The sequence below is a fragment of the Hyphomonas sp. genome (assembly GCF_040882205.1).
Classification (GTDB): Bacteria; Pseudomonadota; Alphaproteobacteria; order Caulobacterales; family Hyphomonadaceae; genus Hyphomonas.
In genome coordinates this window covers 1-25,166 of the sequence record NZ_JBBEBT010000183.1, presented here as the reverse complement: position 1 = coordinate 25,166, position 25,166 = coordinate 1, and the positions used below count along the sequence as shown (strand labels likewise).

Here is a 25,166-nt window from a genome sequence, read left to right as displayed (position 1 = left end):
ATCCTCGCCTCTTGGCGGTCCTGGCATGCCGGTCCATGCTTCGCCAGGCGCCAGCAATTGCCCCGTGATTGCCCCGCGATTGCCTGACAGGCCCCAACCCGGCAATCGGCGACGGCCAGCCGCCCCTTTGCAAAAATGTAATTGCCGATCAGGTCACTTTGCAACGCCGCCTCGGCCACGCGCAGATCGGCGCGCTGCTGGCCAGTGCTGAGACTTTGCTGCCCCATAAGCGCGGCACCAGCCCCGATAACGACGATTACGAAATCCAGCGCAACCGCGAACCAGTTCTCCTCTTTCACATGTTCAGTCATTCGGTTCACCAACATTCGAGCATCCCCTCAAATCGAAGGGATTACCGGTTACGGCGAGGCGCTCTTATGCAATGAAGACTGCGGCTGATGGATAAAAACGACGGCCAACCGGCACAAAACCGGACGCAGGAAATTGATGCGGCAACGGGCAGGAGTGGGCTGCCAATCGCTGACATTCAGCCACTGCGTAGGTGTTGTCAGTTCAATGCCGGTTCCGGTTGTTCGACGGTGCCCAATCGCAAGCGCCCAGCGCACGCCTTGAAGACCCGGCGCCAATCTTTGTTTTGAACTCAAACCGTGCCTGACCGGCGCCGCGGCGATGGCCCCTGCAAACCAGAAGAGAAAACCGTCCACACGGACGTGTGGACGGTTTCTGGACGGGCCCTAGACCCGGAAGCCAGACCCGGAAGCCAGACCCGGAAGTGAGTGAACGCCAGCCTATTCCGGCTTGCGGAATTTCAGCGTCATGCGGTCGCTTTCGCCGATGGACTTGTATTTCTCCGGGTCGAAGCCCTCGGCCGGCTTGCCTTCGCGGTCGGCGGCCGCGCTGTTGGGCGCCAGGGTCCAGACGCCGAAGGGGTGGTCGGCGGTGTCGGCCGGGTTGGCGTTGATTTCGCTCGCTTCCACGAACTCGAAACCGGCAGCGGCGGCGAGGGCCTTCACATAGTCCTCGTGCACATAGCCGCTGGTCGCTTTCGGGTCCTGCGCCTGCGTGGAGGGGAGGCGGTGCTCCACCACGCCCAGCACGCCGCCCGGCTTGAGGGCCGAATAGGCGTCAGCGAAGAATTTCTCAGTATAGCCGGCCGCCATCCAGTTGTGCAGGTTGCGGAAGGTCAGCACCACATCAGCGGTGCCCTCGGCGGTCAGCGGCCCGGACGCGGCGGAGAAGGCGGTGTGCTCGATGGCGCCAAACTTCGGGTCGGCATAGAGGCCCTTGAACTCGGCGAGGCGGGCTTCAGTGCGGGCGCGGCGCTCCGGGTCCTCGATCGAGGCAGCGTCGAAGCCGGCCGCGACCAGCGTGCCGCCGCCCGAGGCGAGCCAGGGGGCGAGGATGTTGGTGTACCAGCCACCGCCGGGCCAGACTTCGACCACCTTGTCATCGGACCCGACGCTGAAGAATTCCAGCGTCTCTGCCGGATGGCGCCAGGCATCGCGGGCTTTTTCCACGTCGGTGCGCGCGTCTGAGGCGACCGCTTCGGCCAGCGTCATCGTCGGCGCCGGTTGCGCTGCGGCGGCCGCCTCGACCGAGGCCGGGGCGGGTGTTTTTGCCGGCGCGCAGGCGCCAAGGGCGAGGGCCGATACGGCCACGAGCAAAAGTGTTTTCATCAATGTTTCTCCATCCCCGGGGGCTCTTGATACACTCCATACGCTACCCACATAGGGCTTGTCACGGTGCCGCAAAGCGGGCCGCGGCTGGGGACGTCCCTCCAGCGCCGGGTATCCGGGCCGGGCTTCTGGACGTCCACACGTTTCGAAACCGGGTGGTCTTTACCACCCCCAGTTGCTTTTAGTGAAAGGACTGAACTTCCATGAGCACCATTGACCTCACCCCCCTCTACCGCACGATGGTCGGATTCGACCGCCTCGCCGGCATGATCGACCAGGCTTCCCGCCTCGATGGCACGCAAGGCTATCCCCCCTACAACATTGAGCGCGTTGACGAAAATGCCTTCGCCATCGACATCGCCGTGGCCGGCTTCACCGAGGCGGAACTCGACATCGAAACCAAGGAAGGCCTGCTGACCGTCGCCGGCAAGAAAGCCGAAAATGAAGACGCGGGCGGCCGCAATTTCCTGCACCGCGGCATTGCGCAGCGCAGCTTCATCCGCCGCTTCCAGCTCGCTGATCACGTTCTCGTGACCGGCGCCGGTCTCGAGCACGGCGTCCTGCGGATCGAGCTGATCCGCGAGATCCCGGAAGAGAAGAAAGCCCGCAAGATCGAGATCGGCGCCTCGGCGGTTGCCGAACAGCCGCGCCTGATCGGTAAGAAGAAGGCGAGCGACGCCGCCTGAACCAGCGCACCCTCCGTGTACGTACGAAACCCCGCAGGCTCCCCTGCGGGGTTTTTCGCTTCAGCGGAAGAAAGTGGTCGCCCCGGCGGCTTCCAGGAATGCGGGCAGGGCGGGATCGCTCATCCGCGCGGCTGTCTCGGCCCTCAGGTTTCCAAAGGCCCGCCCGGCATAGGTTTGCGTGGCCTGCTCAAACAAGCCGTCATCGAAATTGACCGAGAAACGTTTTTTCCCGCGCGAAGCGCTCGCGGCATTCGCGAAGGCCCAGGGCAGGTAAGTGCGCGAAACCTCCCCCTCGAAGATCGGCAGCAGCGTTGCCTCAAGCGCGGCAAGCGGCTCGAACGGGCCGGACGCCTTCGGGTTTTCCATATGTCCGCACCAGGCAACCAGAAAAGGTGAACGTTCCTTCAGCCAGGCACCGGGCGTCGGATCGCTCAGCATTTGCTGGAACTGCGCGGCAACCGCGAAGTCCGCTGCCGACGGGCGGCCGCCGAAGATGAAGAGGTGGTCTTGCAGGTGAGTATTCAGGCGCAGTGCAAAACGGCGGCATGAACTTTCCAGCGTCGGTGCATTCTCGGGCTCGGCGCCGACCAGCGGCAGACGGGCGAGCATGCGGGTGGCGATCTGCTTGGCGGGCGCCTTGAAGGCGCGCGGGCGCTTACCGTCGTTCAGCTGAACGAGCACGCGGAGCGCGGCGGCGTCGCGGTCCGGCTGCTGGCCCCAGCGTTGCTGGAACATGCACTTGTTCAGCCACTCGTCGCCGTAATCCTCCAGGATCAGCGACAGCGCCTGCGCGGCCGGCTCTTCCGGCTGGGCGGGCGGATCGGGGTAAGTCGTTTCAAGCGCGGCGATGATCAGCGTCGAATCCTGCGCGGGCGGATGGTTCGGCGACAGCAGCAGAGGGACGGTCGGCGTCGCGGCGCTCCTGCGGAATTCCGCCTCGTTGGCGACGGAACGCGCCACCCAGTCGAACGCCACCCCCTTGTACAGGAGCGCCGACCTCACCTTCAGCGAGTAGGGAGATGTCTCGGCGCCGAACAGGCGGTAGGCGGTCATCGGATCACTCGCGGTTTCTGGGGTCTGTCTAGGCAGTTCACGCCGGGCTGCCAAGCGCCGTTTGCCCGCGGCGCATTTCATCGTTAATCCCATATCCGACAGGATTGCGCTAAGGGACCTGCGCGGGGATCAGGAGACGGCAATGCGCGTGATGCACGTGATGGCCGGCGCGGCAGAGGGCGGCGCTGAGAACATCATGCTCGGTTCCGTCCTTGCTCTGGCGGGGGCAGGGCACGAACAGCATGTCGTCACGCGCCCTGAGAATGGCTTTGGCACCGGGCGTTTCGGGTCCGCCGGGATCAGCGTCGATACTGCCAGCTTCAACCATGCCTGGCCGTTCCCGACCCGCAAGGTGATCGGAAAGGCGATCGAGCACTTCAAGCCCGATGTCATAGAATACTGGATGGGCCGCGCCGGCCAGTTCGCGCCCGAGGCGAACCGGACCCGGTCGATTGCCTGGTATGGCGGGTATTACAAGCTCACACGCTTCCGCAACTGCGACTGGCATGTCGGGCTCACCATCGACCTCCTGCGCCACATCCGGAAACAGGGCGTACCTGAAGATCGCTCCACCATCATTAACACCTATGCGGACTTACGGGGCGTCGCGCCGGCCGACCGCGCCGCGCTGACGACGCCGCCGAAAGTGCCCGTGGCACTCTCGCTTGCCCGCCTGCACCAGAAAAAAGGGCTCGACACGCTGCTCGAGGCGGCGGTGAAATTGCCTGATCTGCATGTGTGGATCGCGGGGGAGGGACCGCTCGAGGCGGAACTGAAAGCCCACTCAACGCGCCTCGGTGTCGATCACCGGGTCCGCTTCCTGGGTTGGCGCAATGACCGGGGTGCACTGCTCGCGGCGTGCGATGTGGTGGCGTTCCCGTCCCGGTACGAACCATTCGGCACCGTCATTTTGGACGCCTGGGCGGCGGGCCGTCCGCTGGTCGCGGCCGATGCGGTCGGCCCGGCCGCCTATGTAAAGGATGGGGTCAACGGCCTGCTTGTGCCCAAAAATGATGTCAATGCCCTCGCAGCGGCGCTAGGCCGGGTGGTCTATGACCGGGCGCTGGCGGACAAGCTGGTGGCCGGCGGACGCGCGAGCTACGAGGCGCAGTTCACGCGCGCAGCGTTCATCCGCGATTCCGAAGCCTTCTATGAACGGGTGCGCGCTTATGCCGGACCCTTCCGGGGCTGATTACGTCCAGGAAGCAGGGAAATCTCCCGGCGTCTCACCAGGGAAACTGCCGAATGGCGCTGCTCCCTTGATTTCGCGGCAGGCCTCCCATACGGCCAATGCAGATAAACACTGCTTGGGTATGCATGATCTCGCGCAACTTCCTTGCCTATGGCGACACGCTGTTCACGCCGTCGGAGAGTTTCATCGTGCGCGGCTACCGTGGCTTCGATGCGCTGACGCCGGTCTATGCCGGGCATGATGTGCGCGGACCCGGTCCCGCCGGCGCGGATGTGCTGGCACTTGGCGCACTGCACGGGGTGACGGGTGAGGCCGGATTCAAGCAGTTCGGGATCCTGTCGGCGCGCCTGAAGGATGAGATTGCGCGCCGTAAGCCGGTGCTGATCCATGCCAGTTTTGGAAAATCCGGCACCTACGCACTGCCGATCGCCCGCCAGCTCGGCCTGCCGCTGGTCGTCACCTATTATGGCGGAGACGCGACAAAGCACAGTAATACGCGCGACAGCCTGCTGCGAGTTTACAACCGCCGCCGCGCGGCGCTCTGGCGCGAGGCGGCGCTGATCCTGCCGTGTTCGGACTTCCTCTGGCGGGAGCTCGCCGCCAAAGGCTGCCCGGAAGACAAGATGATCGTGCATCACAACACGGCCGATGCCGAGCAGTTCCAACCCGGCGAGAAACAGAAGATCATCCTGTTCGCAGGACGCTGGACGCACAAGAAGGGGATCGACACACTCATCGCGGCGCTCGCGCGGCTCGGCCCGGCGCTGGACGGCTGGCGCGTGCGCCTGCTTGGCGACGGCGAGCTGAAAGCGCCCCTGATCGCCGAGCTGGCAGCGGCCGGTATTGTCGCCGAACTGCCGGGCTGGATTCCGGCCGACGAGATGCCGCGCCATTTTGCAGAGGCGATGATCGTCTGTGTGCCCTCGAAGCGTGCGCCGTCCGGTGACGCCGAAGGCATGCCGCTCGTCTGTATCGAAGCGATGCTGTCTGGCTGCGCGCTGGCGGCGACACGCCATGCGGGGATTCCGGAATGTGTGCGCGACGGGGAAACCGGTTACCTCGTCGAAGAGAATGATACGGACGCGCTCGCAGACCGGCTCAGCCGGATGATTTCGGACAAGGACGCAACACGGGAAATGGGCAGGAAGGGCCGCGCGCTCGCCTTGTCGGACTTCAATCTCGCCCGCCAGTCACGTAAATTGCAGGATCATTTGCTGGGCGTTGCGCGCGCTGCCGGAACGCTGGCGAAGAACGACCGGTAGAGCCCGCGCGCGCGGCGCTCGCCGATCCCGACCAGAATAGCCGTGCCATTTGATCTGAAGCGGTGCAACCCGCCGGAGCCGAGCGGGTGCGGATCGCGGATGGCGCACACGATCCGGTCAAGACCCGCTGCGGCAAGCCTTTCGGCGCAGGAGGGGGCGCCGCTGGAGCGTTCGCGGCAAGGCTCGAGCGTGACATAGGCGGTGCCGCCCAATGCCCGCGCGCCGGCTTCCTCAAGGGCTACTTCCTCCGCATGCGGACGGCCGCCGTGCCCGGTGACGCCGTCGCCGACAATATAGCCCCTTGCATCAAGGATGACGCAGCCGACGGAGGGGTTTGCGCCCGTCAGTCCCTGGTTCAGGCCGGCGAGGGCCAGCGCCCGGCCCATCATCCGCCGGTCGCGGCGCTGGGTTGGCTTCGGGCTCACGGCAGGGCGGGCAGGGGTTTGGCGCGCGCGGCGTCAAGATAGCGCACGGCGGTTGGCTTCAGCTTTGCGTCAAGGTCGATCAGCAACGGGTTGCCGGTCGGAATCTCTATTTCCGTGATCATGTCGTCGGGCACATTGAAGAGGTGTTTGACCAGCGCGCGCAGCGAATTGCCGTGGGCTGCGATTAGCACGTCTGCGCCACCAGTCAGCTTCGGCGCGATGGCGCCTTCCCAGTAGGGCAGCACGCGTTCCAGCGTCGTCTTCAGGCTTTCCGTGTCCGGAATATCGAGGCCGCGATAGCGTGGGTCTGAGGCGAGGTCGAATTCCGAGGCGCGCTCCAGCGGTGGAGGAGGGATGTCATAGCTGCGGCGCCAGACAAGAACCTGCTCCTCGCCGTGTTTCGCGGCAGTCTCGGCTTTGTCGAGACCCGTCAGGCCGCCATAATGGCGCTCGTTCAGGTGCCAGTCTTTTTCGACCGGCATCCAGACGCGGTTCATTTCCGTGAGGGCGAGCCAGAGTGTGCGGATGGCGCGGGTCTGTAAGCTGGTGAAGGCGTAGCGGAAATCGGCGCCGGTTTCCGCCAGCAGCTTGCCGGAGGCTTTTGCTTCGGCTTCGCCTTTTGCGGTGAGATTTGCGTCCCACCAGCCGGTGAAGCGGTTTTCAAGGTTCCAGGCGGATTGGCCATGGCGGATGAGGGCAAGCTTAGTCATGCGGATCCTGAGCGTCGTGGCAGTTGGCTGGGCGCGTCATACGTCCCAACCGTGAAGGAATTCAAGCGTCCATGACGCGGATCAGCTCAGCGAAGGCAAGCACGACATGGTAGCCGGTGGAGGCGGGCATGTCCCTGGCGAGGATGCTGCCATCGGCGGCGAAATGGTCGATCCAGCCGCCGTCCTCGGTGAGGTATTCGTCGATCAGCACGTCGAAGCTGCGACAGGCGGCGGTCGCATACCGGGCATCGCCGCGCTGTTCCAGCATCGCGAGATGCGCTTTCAATGCTTCGGTCTGTGGCCAGGTGCGGCGGCTGGAATCGTGCGGGGCGCCGCTGCGCGTGACCTGCTGGCAGGCGCGGCCGGCCTCATCGAGCGTAGAGCAGGCGAAAGCATACAGGCGCTGCGCCGCTTCGGGCAGCGGCTTGTTCGCGAGCCGTGCCCAGGTGTGGAGCAGCCAGACCCATTCGAACTGGTGGCCGGGCTCGACAAAGCCTCCGTCCTCGCCGTCCGGGGACGACCAGTCGGGCGTGAACCTTTCGCCGAGCAGGCCGCCGTCTCCGGCGGTGAAGCGGCTTTCGAAGAGCTCGATGATTTCGGAGGCGCGGGCGAGATGGCCGCCGTCCGGGTCGGCGCGGTGCAGCGCGAGGCAGGCTTCGAGGAGGTGCATGTGCGGGTTCTGCAAGCGCGTCTGCGGCGCGGGCAGCTGTTCGGCATAACCGCCATTCACCGGGTCGCGGCCGAGGCGGTCCAGCGCAGCGAGGATGTCTGCGGCGGCAGCCATCGCGGGCGCTGCCGGGCCGGGGCCGCGCGCGGCTTCAGCCAGCGCATAGAGAACGAAGGCGGTGTCATAGAGATCGGCGGAGCCATCGGCGAAACCGCGGCCGTCGGCATGCAGGGTTTTTCCGGGCAGGCCGGTCGGCGCGATCGCGGGGCCGGTCAGGACGGAGACGCCGGCATGGACGAGGCGGGCGGCGGTGTCGCGTTTCCAACCGAGGCGCCAGGCCTCGGTGAACACATAGGTCTGCCGGGCCTGGACGCGCACGCGGGTAACATCGCGGGCTATTTCGTCATGCTGCAGCGACAAGGCTTCCGGGAAGTATCCCGCTCGCGTCAGGCCATGTTCGGCCCAGAGCGGAAAACAGCTTTCTTCGAGCCAGAGGCGGGCTTCCTTGGCGCGTCGGTTGAGGGCGCTTGTCGTCATTTTGTGCCAGGTCTCCCGAAGGCAGGCGGCGCGGCGCAAATGGCTCGCCAATCGGCCCGCGACCCTGCTAACAGGAGCGTCCGGCCTTGGCCAGCCGGTCCAGACCCGCGGAAGGACAATCATGCCCGATCGGATTTTCTTCCCCCTCGCCGGCGCGTTGGTCCTGCTGATGGTCTTCCTGGGAATCCAGCCCGGCATCGGGCAGCTGCCGTCCGGGCCTGTGGCGGGGGACGGGGTCAATTATGACCGGATCGTGATCGACGGGGCCTATCTCAATAAAGTGATCGCCGGGGGCGAGGCGCGCACGAAACTGCTGCGCACGCAGGATCGCGGCTATGTGCTGCAGATCGATGCGGCAGCGGACGAACTGGAGGCAGCGGCGGAGCTGGGGCCTCACTTCCGGCTCGCGCCGGATATCGAGACGCAGTATTCCGGGCAGCGGATCCGGGTGACGGTCCGGGCGCGGCCTTCCGGAGAGCAGGCCGGCGCGCAGGTTCAGGTGAACTATTCGGCTGGCCGCGTTGGCCAGTCCGGCTGGAGGGTTTTCGAGCTGAAGCCGGGATCTGCATATTACAGTTTCGAATACACGGTGCCGGTGATGTCGGGGGAGCAGGGCGTGGACTATATCGGCGTGCGTCCTGTGGTACCCGAAGGCCGGCGCGGTGTGCTGGTCGATGCCGTCATCCTCGAGCGGCTGCCCTGACCGGTTTGCCTATCCGGACCGTCCCCCTAAATACCTCCCTGACCAAACAGATGAGGAGACGGCGCCATGCGTTCGTTCATGGTTCTTTCCAGTCTGGCCAGACTGGCCAGTCTGGCCGTTCTGGCAGCCTGCACCAGCACCCCCGTACCGGAGACCCAAGTGACCGCTGACACCGCCGCGAAGACCACGCCCTTTGAAGCCGCGTCCCATCTGTGGCTGGAAGAGGTGGAGGGCGCGGATGCGCTAGCCTGGGTGACCGCGCAGAACGCGCGCACGCTGGGGGAGCTGGAAGCCGATCCGCGCTATGCGGGCTTCGAGGCGGCGGCGCTGCAGGTGCTGAATTCCAGCGAGCGGATTCCGTATGGGTCGGTGCGCGACGGCTATGTCTACAATTTCTGGCAGGACGAAGTGAACGTTCGCGGGCTGTGGCGCCGCACGACGGCGGCCTCTTACCGCACGCAGGCGCCGGCCTGGGAGACGATTCTCGACTTCGACAAGCTGGCGGCGGACGAAGGCAAGAACTGGGTGTTCAAGGGCGCGGACTGTTTCCGGCCGGAGGCGGGCGCGAAGTATAGCTGCCTGTTGTCGCTGTCGGATGGCGGAAAGGACGCGGTGGTGAACCGCGAGTTCGACATCGACACGAAATCCTTCGTGGACGGCGGGTTCGTGACGGCGGAGGCTAAGCAGGGCCTCGCCTGGGCGGGGGCGGACACGCTGCTGATCGCGACCGACTGGGGTGCGGGCACGGTGACGGAATCGGGCTATCCGTTCGTGGTGAAACGCTGGACGCGCGGCGCGCCGCCGGAGAGCGCGGCGGAAGTCATCCGGGGCAAGATGACCGACGTCGGCGTCTGGCCGATGGTGATGAAGCTGGACGATGGCCGCGTGCTGCAGGGCGCGGTGCAGGCGGAGACTTTCTTCACGTCGAAATATTTCTGGTTGCCGGACGGGGAAGAGGGGGCGGTCCAGTGGCCGATCCCGCTGAAATCTTCGCCGAAGGGTATCTACAAGGGCCAGTTCCTGTTCTCGCTGGAGCAGGACTGGACACCGGAAGGTCTGGGCGCCTTCAAGGCGGGTGATCTCGTGGCCTTCGAGCTTGAGGCATTCCTCAGCACACGGACGCTGCCGTCGGTGAGCCTCGTGTTCCGGCCTACGGAAACGCAGGCGGTGGATGGTGTGGCTGTCGCAAAAGGCGCGGCCTTGCTGGCGATCAGCGACAATGTGGTGGGCAAGGTGTTGCGGCTGGAGCCGTCCGCAAATGGATGGACGACCACGCCGGTGGACCTGCCAGGCGCGGGACAGGTGTCGATTGCCTTCTCCGACGAGGAGGAGACCGCGGTATTCCTCAACTATGAGGACTTCCTGACGCCGTCCTCGCTGCTGGACTATGACATCGCCACCGGCGCGGTGACGACGATCAAGAGCCTGCCGGCGAAGTTCGATACGGCCGGCCTCAAGGTCGGGCAGTTCTTCGCGACGTCGAAGGATGGCACGAAGGTGCCTTACTTCATCATCCACCGCGCGGACATGAAACTCGATGGGACAACGCCCACATTGCTCTATGGCTATGGCGGGTTCCAGGTCTCGATGACGCCGGCCTACAGCGCCGTGATGGGGCGCAACTGGCTGGTGCAGGGCGGGGCCTATGTGATGGCCAATATACGCGGCGGCGGCGAGTTCGGGCCGAACTGGCACCAGGCGGGCCTTAAGCTGAACCGGCAGCGCATCTATGATGATTTCATCGCGGTGGGCGAAGATCTCGTGACGCGCAAGGTCACCGCGCCAGAACACCTCGGCATCATGGGCGGCTCGAATGGCGGCCTGCTGATGGGTGTGATGCTTAACCAGCGGCCGGACCTGTGGCGCGCAGTCGTCGTGCAGGTGCCGCTGCTCGACATGCTGCGCTATCATCTCTTGCTGGCGGGCGCGTCCTGGGTCGACGAGTATGGCTCGCCGGATCTGCCGGAGGAACGTGCTTTCCTCGAGACGATCTCACCCTACCAGAATTTCGATCCGTCAAAGGATTATCCTGTGCCCTTCTTCGTCACATCAACGAAGGACGACCGGGTGCATCCGGGACATGCCCGCAAGCTGGCCAAGCGCTTCGAGGAGGCTGGCCTGCCATTCTATTATTTCGAGAACATGGACGGCGGTCACGCGGCAGCGGCAGACCAGACGGCCCGGGCGAAACGCTCGGCGCTGGAGTATACGTATCTGGCCCGGCAGTTGACGGGGCGGCCGGATTAAGGCCGGAATTTAAGTGGACCGCGGGGTGGCTGGCGCCTGTCCAGATGATGCCACATGCCTGCAATGACGGTGCCTGCTGCCATGCACAAGGCGATCGCGATTGCGCCGACCGCTCTAAAAGCAGCGCCGACCACCAAGCCAGCCAAAATCCCCCAGATCAGTTTATGGGCCAGGTCGGCGTTGTGCGTGGTTTGCCGGGCCATGTGTCCAATGCCGGCAGTGGGCAGATGGTCCCCTCCGCAGTTCGCGCGCCTGTGAATTGTCCGCGTGCAGGGAATGTGGCACGTGTGTGCCATCAGACCCGGCGCGCCGTGACTGACCATCGCTGATGTGCGCCTGGACCGCCTCTCGGGGGTACACCAGGGCGCGCTGGCGGGCTCCGGCGCGGTGGAGGCGATGTGGGGCTGGATGCCCGTGATCCCCGCCGGCACGAGTTTCGGCGCTTATTTCGGCCATACGCTGGCCGACGCCAAGGATGGCCGGCCGATCCCGTTTGCGGTGACCCGCCTCTCAGGCTGCGCCTTTGCCGGGGTAGTGGCCTATCTGGAAGTCTCCCGCACCCACCGGCGCCTGCGGATCGGATATCAATGGCACCCGGAGGATATGCGCGGCGGCGCCGCTGCGGCGGCCACCGCGCTCGCCCTGATCAGCCGGGCCAAGACCTGCCGCATTCGCCGGATCGAATACCTGATCGACGAGGAGAATATCGCAGCGATCAAATCAGCCGAGCGCATCGGTGCCAGCCGGGAAGGTGTTCTGAGCAGCCATATGCGCGCCGCCAAGGGTACATGGGCCAATATGGCCCTGTATTCACTGGTGGATTTGCAGATCCGGACAGCGATGGCCCTGCTGCAGGAACGGGTCCGGGCGTTGCGGCTTGCTTGACCTGTGGAATACAGCGTGCTTTACGCCGCCCACATCTCGCGCATTGAAGAAGCGCGCCCTGACCAGCACATGTTCCTGATGGGAACGGGAGGCGGCGGGGCCCCCTGCCTGGCGAAGTCTCGCTCGGCGGGGTCGTTCTGCTTTGTGTCCGGTGAGGAGAGTTTTTGATGTTCGACGCCCTGAGCGAACGCCTTGGAAGTATCTTTGACGGCCTGACCGGCCGCGGCGCGCTGTCCGACAAGGACGTGAACGAGGCGCTGCGCGAAATTCGTGTCGCGCTACTCGAAGCCGACGTGGGGCTGCCGGTGGTCAAGGACTTTATCGACAAGGTGCGCGTGCGCGCCGTGGGCGAAGAGGTCATCCGCTCGGTCCGTCCCGGCCAGCAGGTCATCAAGATCGTCTATGACGCCCTCGTCGACATGCTGGGCGCGGACGAGGAAGAAGCCCACCTCCGCGTCGACGTGCCCCCGGCCGTGATGATGATGGCAGGCCTTCAGGGTTCGGGCAAAACCACCACCACCGGCAAGATCGCCAAGCGTCTTGCGGACCGGAACAAGAAACGTGTTCTGCTCGCCTCGCTCGACGTGCGCCGCCCGGCGGCGATGGAACAGCTTGCGATCCTCGCGCAGCAGGCCGGGCCGAACGTCGCCTCGCTGCCGATCATCGCGGGACAACTGCCCGCTGACATTGCACGCCGCGCCGTTCAGGCCGCCAAGATCGGCGGCTATGATGTCCTTATCCTCGATACCGCCGGCCGCACGTCCATCGACGAACAGATGATGAGCGAGGCGGCCGAGATTGCCGCCATCGCCAACCCGTCCGAAGTGCTGCTGGTCGCGGATGCGCTGACCGGTCAGGACGCGGTGGAGACCGCGCGGCGCTTCCACGAGCGTCTGCCGCTGACCGGCCTCGTCCTGACGCGGATGGACGGCGACGGGCGCGGCGGCGCGGCGCTCTCCATGCGCGCCGTCACCGGACTGCCGATCAAGTTCCTCGGCGTCGGCGAAAAGCTCGACGGTCTTGATGCCTTCGATGCCAAACGGGTTGCCGGACGTATCCTCGGGCAGGGCGACATCGTCAGCCTCGTCGAGAAGGCGTCCGAGCAGATGGACGCGGAAAAAGCCGAGCGGATGGCCGCGAAGCTGAAGAAAGGCGAGTTCGACCTTGAAGACCTTGCGGAACAATTGCGCCAGATGCAGCGCATGGGCGGCATGAGCGGCATCATGGGCATGATGCCCGGCGTGCGTAAAGCCAAGGAAGCGATGGCGAACATCGACGACCGTATGCTGAAACGCCAGGAAGCGATCATCCTTTCAATGACGAAGGCGGAGCGGCGCAAGCCAGCGCTGCTGAACGCCTCGCGCCGCAAGCGGATTGCATCCGGCGCGGGCGTTGAGGTTTCCGACGTCAACAAGCTCCTGAAGATGCATCTGCAGATGGCGACCATGATGAAGAAGATGCGCACCAAGGGCGGCATGAAGAACATGCTTGGCGCGGCGCAGGCGGCCGGGCTCAACACGTCCGACCTCGCCAGGATGGGCGGCATGGGTGGCGGCATGCCGGGCCGATTGCCGGGTCTCGGCGGATCCTCCGCGGGCGGACTACCCGGCCTCGGTGGCGCCGCGCTCCCGGGCCTTGGAGGGACAAAGAAGAAATGACCAATCCAGACCAGACCCTCGCCCTGTTCCAGCTGAACCAGCTGCGCAGCTCCATCGACAACATGGACTCGATCCTGATCCATACGCTGGCCGAACGGTTCAAGCTGACCCAGCAGGTCGGCAAGCTGAAGGCGCTGCACAATATGCCGCCCGCAGACAAGTCGCGCGAGGCCGAACAGATTGCGCGCCTGACGCGGCTCGCCAACGAAACCGGGCTGGACCCGGCCTTCGCCGAGAAATTCCTCACTTTCATCGTGGCGGAAGTCATCCGCCATCATGAGCAGATCCGCGGCCGCGAGGCCGAATAACACCGAACAAGAACCCCGAGAGACAATTCAACAGGAGATACTCATGTCACTCAAAATCCGGCTTGCCCGTGGCGGCTCGAAAAAACGCCCCTTCTACTCGATCGTCGTTGCCGACGCGCGCGCGCCGCGCGACGGCCGCTTCATCGAGAAGATCGGCACCTATGATCCGCGCCTTGCGAAAGGTTCAGGCGACCGCGTCAAGGTCGACGCTGCCAAAGCCGCCGACTGGATCAAGAAAGGCGCCCAGCCGACTGACCGCGTTGCCCGCTTCCTCTCGAAAGTCGAAGTCGACGGCAAGCCGGTCGCCACCTGGACCAATGGCAACAATCCGAACAAGGCCGAGCCTGGCAAAAAGGCCCAGGAACGCGCGAAAGAGCGCGCTGGCAAGGCCGCCGCGAAGGCCGCTGCTGCTGCGGCTCCGGCAGAAGCTGCTGAGGCCGGGTAAGCCTGAACAGGCGGCCCTTTGGGCCAGATCGAACAGGGCCGGCGCTTCCGGGCGCCGGCTTTTTCGTATGCCGCAGCACGGATTGAGGGGAACGAATCGCGATGTGGTTCGTTGAGAGCTCATGTGCCTTAACCGGAGGCTTTTGCCATGATCAATCGTTCCAGACTTCTCGCCGGCGCCGCCTGTGCGGCCGCGCTCTTTGTGCCTGCCTGCGTTTCGGACGGCTATGGCCCCGGATATCCGGACCGCGACCCTGTCATCCTGTATGACGGCGAGAACCATTCGGGCGCCGCCATTCCGATCGATGGCCCGGTCCCGGATCTGGTGGCGCTGCAGTTTAATGATGCTGCCTCTTCGGTCGTGATCAATTCCGGCAGCTGGGAAGTCTGCGAGGATTCAGACTTCCGCGGCCGCTGCGAGGTGCTGACCGGCAGCGTAACGAGCCTTCGCGGCATCAGGCTGAATGATGCTGTCTCCTCGATCCGGCCCACGGGCGGCTATGGTTATCCGCCGGGCGGCGGCGGGTATGGCGCTCTGGTGCTGTATTCCAGCGAGGGGCTGCGCGGTGATGCATTGACGATCGACCGCAGCGAGCCGAGCCTTTCGCGCGCTGGATTCAATGACCGTGCCCGCAGCATCGATGTGCGCGGCGGTGTCTGGGAAGTCTGCGTTGACGGCGACTATCGTGGCCGCTGCCAGATGATCGACCGCCCCATGTCCGACCTGCGTGAGGTTGGCCTCTCGGGCAACATCTCCTCCGTGCGTCTGCTCGACAGCCCGCGCAGTTACTGACCGGCTGAACGGCGGCCAACGGGCCGGGCATCGGCCATTCAGGTGAAGCAGGCCAGAGAGGTCTTCGCAATCTGGAGACTTCTTGATGCCCCGCGTTTTTTTTGCCTCTTCCGTTCTGGCCGCCGCATTTGCCTTTCTTGCTGCGCAGCCCGCGGCCGAAGCGCAGAAGGGTGACCTCGGTTCGGCGCGCCCGGCCGCCATAGTTCTCTATTCCGACACCAACCTGCGCGCCACGTCGGTGGAGCTGACGGGCGATCAGTATCGCCTCGCCGCCGCAGGGTTCAACGACAAGGCCCGCAGCGTGGAAGTAAAGGGCGGCGTCTGGCTGCTCTGCGCGGACGCAAACCTCAAGGGCAATTGCGAATATGTCGATCGCACCGTGCGCAATCTGGGCGAGATCGGCCTTTCCGGTAAAATTTCCTCAGTCCAGCTGACGCCCTATGACAGGGGTCCGCGCCGCTATGACATCGCCTTTTTTGCCAACGCGAACTTCAGGGGGCCGTTCCTCGGCTTCGATCAGGGTGAGGCAAGCCTCGACCAGTTCCGCTTTAACGATACGGCGGGCTCTGTGCTGGTCAATCGCGGCGACTGGCTCGTCTGCGCCAGCAATGACTATCGGGGCCAGTGCGAGTTCCTCGATACCTCGGTCAGCGACCTCGGCACAGTCTCCCTGAACAACAAGATCTCTTCCTTCCGCAAGTATGACGTGCGCCGCGAGGGTCCCTGGTACAAGCCGGTTGCTCCGGTCTATCCGCCGGGGGAGGCAGGCCCCGGGGCAGGGGGTGTGCGCGGTGAGCAGACGATGTTCTTCCCGTCGCCCACCCATCGCGGCGCGCGCATCTCCAGCCGCGACGGCGCCGCCACCCGCTTCTGCCAGGACCAGGGTTTCTCGGAGGCCGTATATAAAGCACCGGGGAGTGTTCTCTCGGACGTCTTGTGTCGCTAAGAAGCGCGCATGGCAGCCAAGACCGATGACAGACTGATAGCTGTGGGCGTCCTGAAGGGCGCCCATGGTGTGCGCGGCGAAGTGCGCGTGAAGAGCTATACCGCCGATCCGGAAGCGCTGTTCACCTATGGCCCCTTGCTGGACGAGGCCGGCAGCGTTCTGCTGACGCCGAAATCCGCCCGGCCGGGCAAGGACCACTTCATCGTGCGCCCGAAGGAGTCCCTCCAGAAAGAGGAGTGGGACGCGCTGCGCGGCAAGCTGATCTATGTGCCCCGCGCGCGCCTGCCGGCAGCGCAGGAAGACGAGTTCTACATCGAGGACCTCGCCGGGCTGGACGTGTATTCCGGCGGCGACTCGCCTGCCGGGCGAGTCCACTCCGTGCAGAATTTCGGGTCAGGCGATCTGCTCGAGATCGAGGTCCGGGGCGCGGCGTCAACCATCTTCGTGCCCTTCACGCTGGCGGATGTACCCGTGGTGGATATCGCCGCGCGCCGCGTCGTGATCCCGGACCTTTCGCTGTGGAGCGACCCCGGCAACGAAAAACCGGCAGGCGACACCGGCCAATAGCAGCGGCAGGCACGCATGTTGCGTGCGGTTCATATCGCCCGTGTCATTTTGCCGGTGTAATGGACGAAAGGGTCCCACATGCGCCGCTTGTCTTTGCGCACCGTTGTCGCCGTCACGGTTCCTGCCATTTTTGCCGCCCCTTCTGCGCTCGCGCAGAACTACGCCGACACGCCCGCCGCAATCGCGCTCTTCAGTGAAGAGAACTTCTACGGCGATGTCCGCGATGTCTATGATCCCTTCGCGACGATGAGCGACCTCGCCTTCAATGACCGCACACGCTCCATCGCGGTGTTCGCCGGCCAGTGGGAAGTATGCGAGCATAAGGATTTCACCGGCCGCTGCGTGTTCATCACCGAGGATGTCAGCGACCTGGGCTGGTTCGGCCTTGCCGGAAGGGTCACGTCGGTGCGCCCGATCTACGAGTACACCGAGGCCAATCATGGCCTCCTCTTCAGCCGCGACAAGTACGGCTACATCCGTTACGCGCACAACGAGACCTATGGCTATGACACCTGGAACTATGGATATGCCAGTTCCTGGGGTCTCAGCGTTTCGCACTATGGATATTCGCCTGACTATTATCGCTACGGTTATTACAGCCCGACCTGGGGCTATGACCCCTACGGCTTCGCCTGGGGCCCGCGCGGCACGATCCGCTACACAACCACCTATCGCCGCCATCCGCGCCCCTCGGTGATCAACCCCTACTGGTCCGGCTGGGACCTGCGCCGGTCGGACTGGCGCAGTGGTAACTGGAGCTGGCGTGACGGACGGCGCGGACATGGTGACTGGCGGCGCGGTGACCGGGACGGCGGTGGCCGCGACTGGCGGCCGCGTGACGGCGATGGACGAGATGGCCGAGGTGATGGGCGTGATGATCGTCCGCCCGCCCGCGATGTTCCGGGCGACGGTTGGGGTCCGGGCGCCGGCGGCTCCGGCACGGCGACACCGATCCCGAATGATCCGAGGCCTGGCCGCGATGGCCGCACCGGAGACGATGATGGCTGGGGCGGACGCGATGGAAGAGATGGCCGCGGCGGCGGTGGTGGAAGCGGAAGCTGGACACCGGGCGCCGGCTCAGGTGCCTCGATTGTGACGCCGCCGGCAGAAGTGCCGCGTGATCCGCGACCGGGCCGTGAAGGCCGCAGTGGGCGCAGCGGAGACACCGGCCTGCTCGGTGGTCCGGGTACGGACGGGCGTGGCGGTGACCGTCCGCGCGGCGGCGGAGACGGGCGCCGCGGAGATGCCGGCGGTGGCCGCTTCGACGGAATGTCCGGTGGCGGAATATTCGGCGCAGGCTCTGGCGGTGACCGCGCCGCGGGTGGCGATTCGGGACGCAGCACGCCTGCGGCCGTGCCGCCGCCTCCGCCTCCGCCGCCCCCGCCGCCGCGTGAATCGCGCAGGGGTTCCGGCGGCGATGACGGACGCGGTGAAAGTAGCCGTGAGGGCCGCTTTGACGCCAGTGACGGCTTGCGCCGCGATGAAGACTGATACGACTGCCGACTAGCCGCCGCGTGGATCATTCCACTCGGCAGCGATGCCGTAGCCGCCCCGGCGCACCAGCCAGAACATGCCGATGAGGTCGAATATCCCCGCGCCAAGGCGGCCTAGGAATCCATACTTTGATTGGCCCGCCAGCCGCTGGCGGTCGTTTACGAGCTCCTCACGCACGTCCCAACCCGCACGCTTGATCAGCGCCGGCAGGAAGCGGTGCATGGATGCAAAATAGGGCAGGTCGCGGAAGGCCGCCGTGCGGATCAGTTTCCAGCCGCAGCCTGTATCGGTCGCATCATCCCGCAGCACGAACCGGCGCACGCCATTGGCGACGCGCGACTGCGCCCACTTGAAGCCGGAATCATTGCGGCTGTTGCGCTTGCCCGCGACGATACCGAGACGCGGCGGCGGGCCCGGCTTGATGATCTCCGCCCAGAGGCGCGCGGTATCGTTGGGGTCGTTCTGCCCGTCACCGTCGAGCAGCTGCACCCAGTCCCCGCGCACGGACTTGAGGCCGGTGAACAGGGCGGCCGATTTCCCGCGCCGGGCCACATGCGTCAGCACCGTCACTGTGCCTGGATGCGCCGCCCTGGCCTCGGCAAGCTCTGCGCCGGTGGTGTCGCCGGACGCGTCATTGACGCAGATCACCTCGAAATCGAGACCTGCAAGCACCTGATGCACCTCGTCGATGACCGGGTGGACATTGCCCGCTTCATTATAGAAGGGGATCAGCACGGAAAGGGCAGGGGCACGGTCCATTTCCCTTGCCTAGTCCAGCGCGGGGCCGAATCCAATCTGCCATACGCGCTGGCGGGTTGCGGGGATGCGGATCGGCTGTAAGGCCGGCGGCTTGCGAACCTGGGGAGAGACCATGGCCGCTGCAGTCGCACACCGGCCGGATCCGGGCGCGCTGGTGATCCTGCCTGGTTCAGCGGTGATTGCTATCCCCATCTTCAAACGCATCGGCTTCGGCTCGGTGCTCGGCTATCTGGCTGCAGGTCTCGTCATCGGCCCGTTCGGCTTGCGCGTGTTCACCGAACCTGCGGAAATCCTGCACGTCGCCGAGCTCGGCGTGGCCATTTTCCTGTTTATAATCGGTCTTGAGATGCAGCCCTCGCGGCTCGGGGGGATGCGCCGGCAGATTTTCGGGCTTGGCTTCGCGCAGGTGGCTGCCTGCATCCTGCTGCTCTCCTGGGTCGGGGCGGCGCTCGGCTATTCCCCGCAGACCTCACTGATCGCAGGCACCGGTTTGGTGCTCACATCCACCGCCATCATCATGCAGATGCTGCAGGAGCGCGGGGATATTGCCAAGGAGAAGGGTCAGAAGATGATCTCCATTCTCCTCTTCGAAGACCTCGCGATTGCGCCGCTGCTGGCGCTGGTTGCCTTCCTCGCGCCAGGGGCCGGAGAAGCGACGCTGACCGAGCGGCTCATCGGCGTCGCCATCCTCGCGCTGGTGATCGCAGGGCGCTACCTGCTGAACCCGGTCTTCCGCATCCTCGCAGCTGCCCGCGCGTATGACCGCGAACACGGGATGGAGCTGGCGAAAGCCGGTGTGGACTATCCGGCGTGCGAGACCTTCGGGCCTGCCATCAAGTTTGCCCGCGCGGCGCTGGACCGGCCGGGCGAGCCTGAAGGCGCCATCGGGGACGCCATCGAGGAACTCCGGCGGCGTGATGAGGAGCGCTTCGCCCTGCAGATGACCGGCGGGATGCATGCCGGCCGCGAGCTGATGATTGGCAGTGGCGGTAGCGAAAAGCCGAAAAAAGTGAATGCCCCGGACACCGCGCCGGACGAGAGCTCGGTTGGCGCCCGAGCGCCCGCGCGCTACACCCCGGCTATGTTCACCGCGACCTGCATCACCCTCGTGCCCGAGGCGTATCCCGGCCCGCTCGGCGTCTCGATCCTTGGCCGGTCGCGCGCCGAGGGGCTCTGGGCGCTCGAAACGGTCGACCTGCGCAGTTTCGGCCTCGGCAAGCACCGAAAGGTGGATGACACGCCGGCCGGGGGCGGGGCGGGTCTGGTGCTGCGCGCCGATGTGGGGGCTGCCGCCCTCGACAGTGTTCCGGCAAACGGCCGCCCCTTCGTTTACCTCTCCCCGCGCGGCCCCCGGTTTAACCAACAGATGGCCCGGGACTGGGCGGCGGGGCCGGGCGTGGTCCTGTTCTGCGGCCGGTTCGAGGGGCTGGACGAGCGGGTGATTGAAGCCCGGGGGATGAAGGAGGTCTCGCTGGGCGACTTTGTCCTTGCCGGCGGGGATGTGGCGGCGATGGCGATGGTCGAGGCGGCGGTGCGGCTTTTGCCCGGTGTGGCAGGCAATGCGGCCTCCCTGACGGGGGAATCCTTCGAGACCGGCCTGCTCGAACACCCCCAGTATACCCAGCCCCGGGACTGGGAAGGGCGGGGGATTCCGGACATTCTCCTCTCCGGCGACCATAAGCGTATAGAAGAGTGGCGTCTGGACCGCTCAAAGGCGTTGACTTTTGACCGCCGCCCCGATTTATACGCCGCTTACTCCCGACCCCCCACATCTGTTGCGCCGGAGACTGGCGATGAACCTGATTAAAGAGCTTGAGACGGCCGAAATGGCCCGCGTTCTCGGCGACAAGAAAATTCCCGCTTTCTCGCCCGGCGACACGCTGGCGGTGAACGTGAAGATCAAGGAAGGCGACCGCGAGCGCGTCCAGCGCTATGAGGGCGTTTGCATCTCCCGCGCCGGCCAGGGCCTCAACGAGAGCTTCACAGTCCGCAAGATCTCCTTCGGTGAAGGCGTCGAGCGCGTGTTCCCGGTGGTCTCCCCGCTAATCGACTCCATCGAAGTCGTCCGCAAGGGCCGCGTGCGCCGTGCGAAACTCTACTATCTGCGCGACCTGCGCGGCAAAGGCGCCCGTATCGCCGAGCGCACCACGGGCCACGGCATCGAGACGCAGGAAGTCGCTGTCTCGAAAACCGAGCGCCGCCGCCAGAAGGACGCCGAAAAGGTCGCCCGTAAAGACACCGCTGCGAAAGCCCGCGCCGAAGCTGCTGAAGCCGCCGCTGCTGCCGAGGCTGTTGCTGCCGCCGAAGCGGAAGCCGCTGCAGCTGCCGCCGCCGTTGAGAAGCCCGCCGAAGAATAGGCTTTCCGGCCTCCGGGACAGACGCCTTCAAAGCGCCCCTGCCTCACGGCGGGGGCGCTTTTGCATTGTCGGTGTTCGCAGGCAATATCTGCCTTTGAGTCCGCGTTCCCTGCGCCCGCGCGAAAGATTTTTGCGCCGCGCACAGTCGGCTGCAGGTCTGCGGGGTTTCCTCCGCCCCATCTGGCGCTATTGTGCGCCGCGCAAGAGCGAGACTGAAATGCCCGGCAAGACCCTCTACGACAAGATCTGGGACGCGCATGTCGTCCACACTGACGCCGCCTCCGGCGAGAGCCTGCTTTATATTGACCTGCACCTCATCCACGAGGTGACGACCCCGCAGGCCTTCGACGGCCTGAAGGCCGCGGGTCGCCGCGTGCGCCGCCCGGAACTCACCCTCGCCGTCGCTGATCACAACACGCCGACCGAGGACCAGGCCCTTGGCCTCGCAGGCGTGAAGTACGCCGAAGCCCGCAACCAGCTGGAAACGCTGACGCGCAATGTCGCCGAACACGCCATCCAGTTCTTCCCGATGGGCGACATCAATAACGGCATTGTCCACGTCGTCGGCCCGGAGCAGGGCCGCACCCAGCCGGGCATGACCATCGTCTGCGGCGACAGCCACACCTCCACCCACGGCGCCTTCGGCGCCCTCGCGCATGGTATCGGCACCTCGGAGGTCGAGCATGTGCTCGCCACGCAAACCCTGCGCGCGCGCAAGATGCTGAACATGGCGGTCGAGGTTTCCGGCCAGCTGCGCGAAGGCGTCACCGCGAAAGACCTCGCCCTCCACATCATCGCCATCACCGGCACCGCCGGCGGCACCGGCTATGTCATCGAATACCGGGGCCAGGCCGTCCGTGCCCTGTCGGTGGAAGGCCGGATGACGCTGTGCAACCTCTCCATCGAAGGCGGCGCCCGGGCAGGCCTTGTGGCGCCGGACGAGAAGACTTTCGACTATGTGCGCGGCCGCCCCGCCGCCCCGAAAGGCGGCGCCTGGGAAATGGCCGAACGCTACTGGCGAACGCTGCGCTCGGACGATGACGCCGTGTTCGACCATGTGCTGAACATCAAGGGCGAAGACGTCGAGCCCACCGTCACCTGGGGCACCAGCCCGGAGCAGGGGATTGCGCTCTCGGCCAATATTCCGTGCCCGGAGGATTTTTTCGATCCCGTCAAGGCCCGTGCCTGTGAGCGCGCCCTCGCCTATATGGGCCTCGAAGGCGGCAAGCCCATCGCCGGCACACCGGTGCAGCGCGTCTTTATTGGCTCGTGCACCAATTCCCGCATCGAAGACCTGCGCGCCGCCGCAGAGGTCGCGAAGACCGGCAAGGTTGCGTCCGGCGTGCGCGCCATGGTCGTGCCCGGCTCTGGCCTCGTGCGAGCACAGGCCGAAGAAGAAGGGCTAGATGCGATCTTCCTCGACGCCGGTTTCGAATGGCGCGAGCCGGGCTGCTCCATGTGCCTCGGCATGAACCCCGACATTCTTGCTCCCGGCGAGCGCTGCGCCTCGACCTCCAATCGCAACTTCGAAGGCCGTCAGGGCCGGGGGGGCCGCACCCACCTGATGAGCCCGGCCCTCGCCGCACGCGCTGCCCTCAGCGGCGTCATCGGTTAATCCGCCTACAGATAAAGGAACGTGCCCATGGCTTTTGATCTTGCTCCCCGTCAGGACTGGACCCGCGACGAGATCGCCGCTGTCTACGAACTGCCGCTCGACCAGCTGATGAGCCGCGCCCTCGCCGTGAAGGCCGCCAACTGGCCGGACGGCGCGGTCCAGAAATCCCAGCTCCTGTCGATCAAGACCGGCGGCTGCCCGGAAGATTGCGGCTATTGCAGCCAGGCCGCCAAGTTCGATACCGGCCTGAAGGCCGAAAAACTCCTGCCACTTGAGGAAGTCGTAGAAACTGCCCGCCGTGCGAAAGCCAATGGGGCCGACCGCTTCTGCATGGGCGCCGCCTGGCGTTCGCTGAAAGACCGGGACCTTCCGAAGGTCGCCGAGATGATCTCCGCTGTGAAGGCTGAGGGCCTCGAGACCTGCGTCACGCTCGGCATGCTCGAAGAGGGGCAGGCCGAAGCCCTCAAAGAGGCCGGTCTCGACTATTACAACCACAACCTCGATACCTCGCGCGAGTACTACGGCGATGTCGTCAGCACACGCACATACGATGACCGGCTCGAAACGCTCGGCCGTTGCCGCCAGGCCGGTATCAAGCTCTGCTGCGGCGGCATCCTCGGTATGGGCGAATCCCGCGCCGACCGCGTCGGCCTGATCCATGAACTCTCCAAGCTCGCGCCGCATCCGGAGAGCGTTCCGGTCAACAAGCTCGTCCCCATCAAAGGCACGCCGCTCGGAAACAGCGAAGAACTGGATACGCTCGAACTCGTCCGCGCCATCGCCACCTGCCGCATCGTCTTCCCGCAAAGCTGGGTCCGCCTTTCGGCGGGCCGCGAATCGATGAGCCAGGAAGGGCAGGCCCTTTGCCTGCTCGCCGGCGCCAATTCCATTTTCGTCGGCGACCGCCTGCTGACCACGCCGCTGCCCGGCGCCGGCAAGGACGCGAAGCTGCTTGAGGCTGTAGGCGGCGGATGTTCGAAATGCTGAGGCGTGCAACCTGCCGGTAATCGTCCGCGCTGTCCCGTTTCCGCTCAGCCCGTCAAAAGACGGTGTCCCGTCTGGTCGCTTGGCAGCTTGTTGAAGGTCTGGATGCCGCCATCTGCCGGCATGGGCGGCAGATATGTTGGCCGCCTATCACGGTGCCAGGCCCATCAGCCCTTCTAAACACGCCCATCGGTTGCGTATCCCGGCGCAGGGGCCGATATTCCTTCTTCAAGTTCATCTCTGAAGGGAGACCCCCATGTCCGGAACCGTGAAACTCGAGAGCGGCGTCACGCTCGATGGCCCGCGGGGCCGTGTCTATGGCTCGATCCTCGAAACCATCGGATCGACGCCGCTGGTGCGCGCGGAGAAGTTCGCCAAGGCCGAAGGCGTCGGCGCCGAGCTCCTCTTCAAGCTCGAATTCTTCAATCCGCTCGCAAGCGTGAAAGACCGGATTGGCCTCGCTATGGTCCTCGGCCTCGAAGCCGAGGGCAAGCTGAAGCCCGGCGGCACGCTGATCGAACCGACCTCGGGCAATACCGGCATCGGCCTAGCCTTCGTCGCCGCCCAGCGCGGCTACCGGCTCATCCTCACTATGCCGGAATCGATGTCGATCGAGCGGCGTAAGATGCTCGCCTTCCTCGGCGCGGAGCTGGAACTGACGCCGAAAGAGAAAGGGATGGGCGGCGCCATCGCCAAGGCGAAGGAGTTGCTGGAATCCATCCCTGGTTCTGTCAGCCCCGGCCAGTTCGACAGCCCGTCCAACCCCGCCATCCATGAGAAGACAACCGCCGAGGAAATCTGGGCGGACACGGACGGCAAGGTCGATGCGATCATCGCCGGCATCGGTACTGGCGGCACCTTCACCGGCGTCGGCCGAGTACTGAAGTCCCGCAAGCCCGGACTGAAAATGTACGCGGTCGAGCCAGAAGCCTCGCCCGTCCTCTCCGGCGGCGCGCCGGGGCCGCACATGATTCAGGGCATCGGCGCGGGCTTCATTCCAGGCAATGCCGATACCAGCCTCATCGATGAAGTGCTGAAAGTCTCGAACGCCGACGCCATCGCAACCGCCCGAAGCCTCGCGAAGATCGAAGGCATCCCGGGCGGCATCTCGTCCGGCGCCGCCGCCTTTGCCGCCGTCCAGCTCGGCAAGCGTCCGGACATGGCGGGCAAGACCATCGTCGTCATCCTCGCCAGCTTCGCCGAACGCTATGTCTCGACCGCCCTGTTCGAGGGACTG

The 25,166-nt window shown here is 65.3% G+C and carries 23 protein-coding genes and 3 pseudogenes; 19 read left to right on the top strand and 7 right to left on the bottom strand.

The features are described from left to right. Positions 1 to 311: pseudogene (locus WEA77_RS07505) on the bottom strand (hypothetical protein); the annotation flags it as partial. Between the two features lie 438 nt (positions 312 to 749). Next, a complete protein-coding gene (locus WEA77_RS07500; protein ID WP_368067244.1) occupies positions 750 to 1,637 on the bottom strand; it encodes a class I SAM-dependent methyltransferase in 888 nt (295 codons plus the stop codon). Between the two features lie 203 nt (positions 1,638 to 1,840). Here WEA77_RS07500 and WEA77_RS07495 point away from each other — a divergent pair, with 203 nt between their 5' ends. Then, positions 1,841 to 2,323, top strand: a complete 483-nt coding sequence (locus tag WEA77_RS07495) for an Hsp20 family protein (protein ID WP_368067243.1) — start codon at positions 1,841 to 1,843, stop codon at positions 2,321 to 2,323. A 60-nt stretch (positions 2,324 to 2,383) separates the two neighbouring features. Here the strand turns inward: WEA77_RS07495 and WEA77_RS07490 are convergent, their stop codons facing one another. After that, the gene (locus WEA77_RS07490) at positions 2,384 to 3,376 is read right to left on the bottom strand and encodes a glutathione S-transferase family protein (protein ID WP_368067242.1); all 993 of its coding nucleotides are present in this window, start codon (positions 3,374 to 3,376) and stop codon (positions 2,384 to 2,386) included. A gap of 142 nt (positions 3,377 to 3,518) precedes the next feature. Between WEA77_RS07490 and WEA77_RS07485 the strand changes: the two genes are divergently transcribed. Next, on the top strand, positions 3,519 to 4,568 hold the full coding sequence (locus WEA77_RS07485; RefSeq protein WP_368067241.1) for a glycosyltransferase: 1,050 nt from the start codon (positions 3,519 to 3,521) through the stop codon (positions 4,566 to 4,568). A gap of 125 nt (positions 4,569 to 4,693) precedes the next feature. Next, the gene (locus WEA77_RS07480; RefSeq protein WP_368067240.1) at positions 4,694 to 5,830 is read left to right on the top strand and encodes a glycosyltransferase; all 1,137 of its coding nucleotides are present in this window, start codon (positions 4,694 to 4,696) and stop codon (positions 5,828 to 5,830) included. Here the strand turns inward: WEA77_RS07480 and WEA77_RS07475 are convergent. From WEA77_RS07475 to WEA77_RS07465, 3 genes are all read right to left on the bottom strand, one after another. Then, on the bottom strand, positions 5,776 to 6,255 hold the full coding sequence (locus tag WEA77_RS07475) for a bifunctional diaminohydroxyphosphoribosylaminopyrimidine deaminase/5-amino-6-(5-phosphoribosylamino)uracil reductase RibD (RefSeq protein WP_368067239.1): 480 nt from the start codon (positions 6,253 to 6,255) through the stop codon (positions 5,776 to 5,778). The two genes, WEA77_RS07480 and WEA77_RS07475, sit on opposite strands and share 55 nt — an antisense overlap. Next, the gene (gene gpmA / locus WEA77_RS07470; RefSeq protein ID WP_368067238.1) at positions 6,252 to 6,965 is read right to left on the bottom strand and encodes a 2,3-diphosphoglycerate-dependent phosphoglycerate mutase; all 714 of its coding nucleotides are present in this window, start codon (positions 6,963 to 6,965) and stop codon (positions 6,252 to 6,254) included. Before gpmA ends, WEA77_RS07475 begins: the two co-directional genes overlap by 4 nt. A gap of 61 nt (positions 6,966 to 7,026) precedes the next feature. After that, positions 7,027 to 8,169, bottom strand: coding sequence for an AGE family epimerase/isomerase (locus tag WEA77_RS07465; RefSeq protein ID WP_368067237.1), 1,143 nt, complete (start codon positions 8,167 to 8,169; stop codon positions 7,027 to 7,029). A 121-nt stretch (positions 8,170 to 8,290) separates the two neighbouring features. On the opposite strand from WEA77_RS07465, the gene WEA77_RS07460 reads away from it, so the two are divergent. The 10 genes from WEA77_RS07460 (at position 8,291) to WEA77_RS07415 (ending at position 18,211) form a co-directional block, all read left to right on the top strand. Continuing rightward, positions 8,291 to 8,872, top strand: coding sequence for a hypothetical protein (locus tag WEA77_RS07460; RefSeq protein WP_368067236.1), 582 nt, complete (start codon positions 8,291 to 8,293; stop codon positions 8,870 to 8,872). A 66-nt stretch (positions 8,873 to 8,938) separates the two neighbouring features. Further along, a complete protein-coding gene (locus tag WEA77_RS07455) occupies positions 8,939 to 11,119 on the top strand; it encodes a prolyl oligopeptidase family protein (RefSeq protein WP_368067235.1) in 2,181 nt (726 codons plus the stop codon). Positions 11,120 to 11,449: 330 nt separating this feature from the next. After that, positions 11,450 to 12,004, top strand: a complete 555-nt coding sequence (locus WEA77_RS07450) for a GNAT family N-acetyltransferase (protein ID WP_368067234.1) — start codon at positions 11,450 to 11,452, stop codon at positions 12,002 to 12,004. Positions 12,005 to 12,171: 167 nt separating this feature from the next. Then, complete coding sequence (ffh, locus tag WEA77_RS07445; protein WP_368067232.1) at positions 12,172 to 13,662, top strand: signal recognition particle protein; 1,491 nt, start codon at positions 12,172 to 12,174, stop codon at positions 13,660 to 13,662. After that, positions 13,659 to 13,970 carry a chorismate mutase gene (locus WEA77_RS07440; RefSeq protein WP_368067231.1) on the top strand — a complete coding sequence of 104 codons (312 nt, stop codon included), beginning with the start codon at positions 13,659 to 13,661 and terminating at the stop codon, positions 13,968 to 13,970. The genes ffh and WEA77_RS07440 overlap by 4 nt, the downstream gene beginning before the upstream one ends. A 43-nt stretch (positions 13,971 to 14,013) precedes the next feature. Then, positions 14,014 to 14,415 (top strand): 30S ribosomal protein S16, encoded by a 402-nt coding sequence (rpsP, locus tag WEA77_RS07435; protein WP_368067230.1) that lies wholly within the window; start codon positions 14,014 to 14,016, stop codon positions 14,413 to 14,415. 147 nt (positions 14,416 to 14,562) lie between these two features. Next, on the top strand, positions 14,563 to 15,207 hold the full coding sequence (locus tag WEA77_RS07430) for a beta/gamma crystallin-related protein (protein ID WP_368067229.1): 645 nt from the start codon (positions 14,563 to 14,565) through the stop codon (positions 15,205 to 15,207). Between the two features lie 85 nt (positions 15,208 to 15,292). After that, complete coding sequence (locus tag WEA77_RS07425; RefSeq protein ID WP_368067228.1) at positions 15,293 to 16,153, top strand: beta/gamma crystallin-related protein; 861 nt, start codon at positions 15,293 to 15,295, stop codon at positions 16,151 to 16,153. Positions 16,154 to 16,162: 9 nt separating this feature from the next. Next, a complete protein-coding gene (gene rimM / locus WEA77_RS07420) occupies positions 16,163 to 16,720 on the top strand; it encodes a ribosome maturation factor RimM (protein WP_368067227.1) in 558 nt (185 codons plus the stop codon). A 78-nt stretch (positions 16,721 to 16,798) separates the two neighbouring features. Beyond that, positions 16,799 to 18,211, top strand: coding sequence for a beta/gamma crystallin-related protein (locus WEA77_RS07415; protein ID WP_368067226.1), 1,413 nt, complete (start codon positions 16,799 to 16,801; stop codon positions 18,209 to 18,211). Positions 18,212 to 18,223: 12 nt separating this feature from the next. Here the strand turns inward: WEA77_RS07415 and WEA77_RS07410 are convergent, their stop codons facing one another. Continuing rightward, complete coding sequence (locus WEA77_RS07410; RefSeq protein WP_368067225.1) at positions 18,224 to 18,973, bottom strand: glycosyltransferase family 2 protein; 750 nt, start codon at positions 18,971 to 18,973, stop codon at positions 18,224 to 18,226. Between the two features lie 64 nt (positions 18,974 to 19,037). Here WEA77_RS07410 and WEA77_RS07405 point away from each other — a divergent pair. From WEA77_RS07405 to cysK, 6 genes and pseudogenes are all read left to right on the top strand, one after another. Further along, positions 19,038 to 19,706: pseudogene (locus WEA77_RS07405) on the top strand (cation:proton antiporter); the annotation flags it as partial. 348 nt (positions 19,707 to 20,054) lie between these two features. Beyond that, positions 20,055 to 20,780, top strand: coding sequence for a tRNA (guanosine(37)-N1)-methyltransferase TrmD (gene trmD, locus WEA77_RS07400; protein ID WP_368067245.1), 726 nt, complete (start codon positions 20,055 to 20,057; stop codon positions 20,778 to 20,780). After that, positions 20,767 to 21,330, top strand: coding sequence for a 50S ribosomal protein L19 (rplS, locus tag WEA77_RS07395; RefSeq protein ID WP_368067224.1), 564 nt, complete (start codon positions 20,767 to 20,769; stop codon positions 21,328 to 21,330). The genes trmD and rplS overlap by 14 nt, the downstream gene beginning before the upstream one ends. A gap of 217 nt (positions 21,331 to 21,547) precedes the next feature. Next, positions 21,548 to 22,945, top strand: coding sequence for a 3-isopropylmalate dehydratase large subunit (gene leuC, locus WEA77_RS07390; RefSeq protein WP_368067223.1), 1,398 nt, complete (start codon positions 21,548 to 21,550; stop codon positions 22,943 to 22,945). Positions 22,946 to 22,972: 27 nt separating this feature from the next. Then, positions 22,973 to 23,899: pseudogene (gene bioB, locus WEA77_RS07385) on the top strand (biotin synthase BioB); the annotation flags it as partial. A 286-nt stretch (positions 23,900 to 24,185) separates the two neighbouring features. Beyond that, positions 24,186 to 25,166: cysteine synthase A (gene cysK / locus WEA77_RS07380; RefSeq protein ID WP_368067222.1), on the top strand; the 981-nt coding region annotated here is incomplete at its 3' end.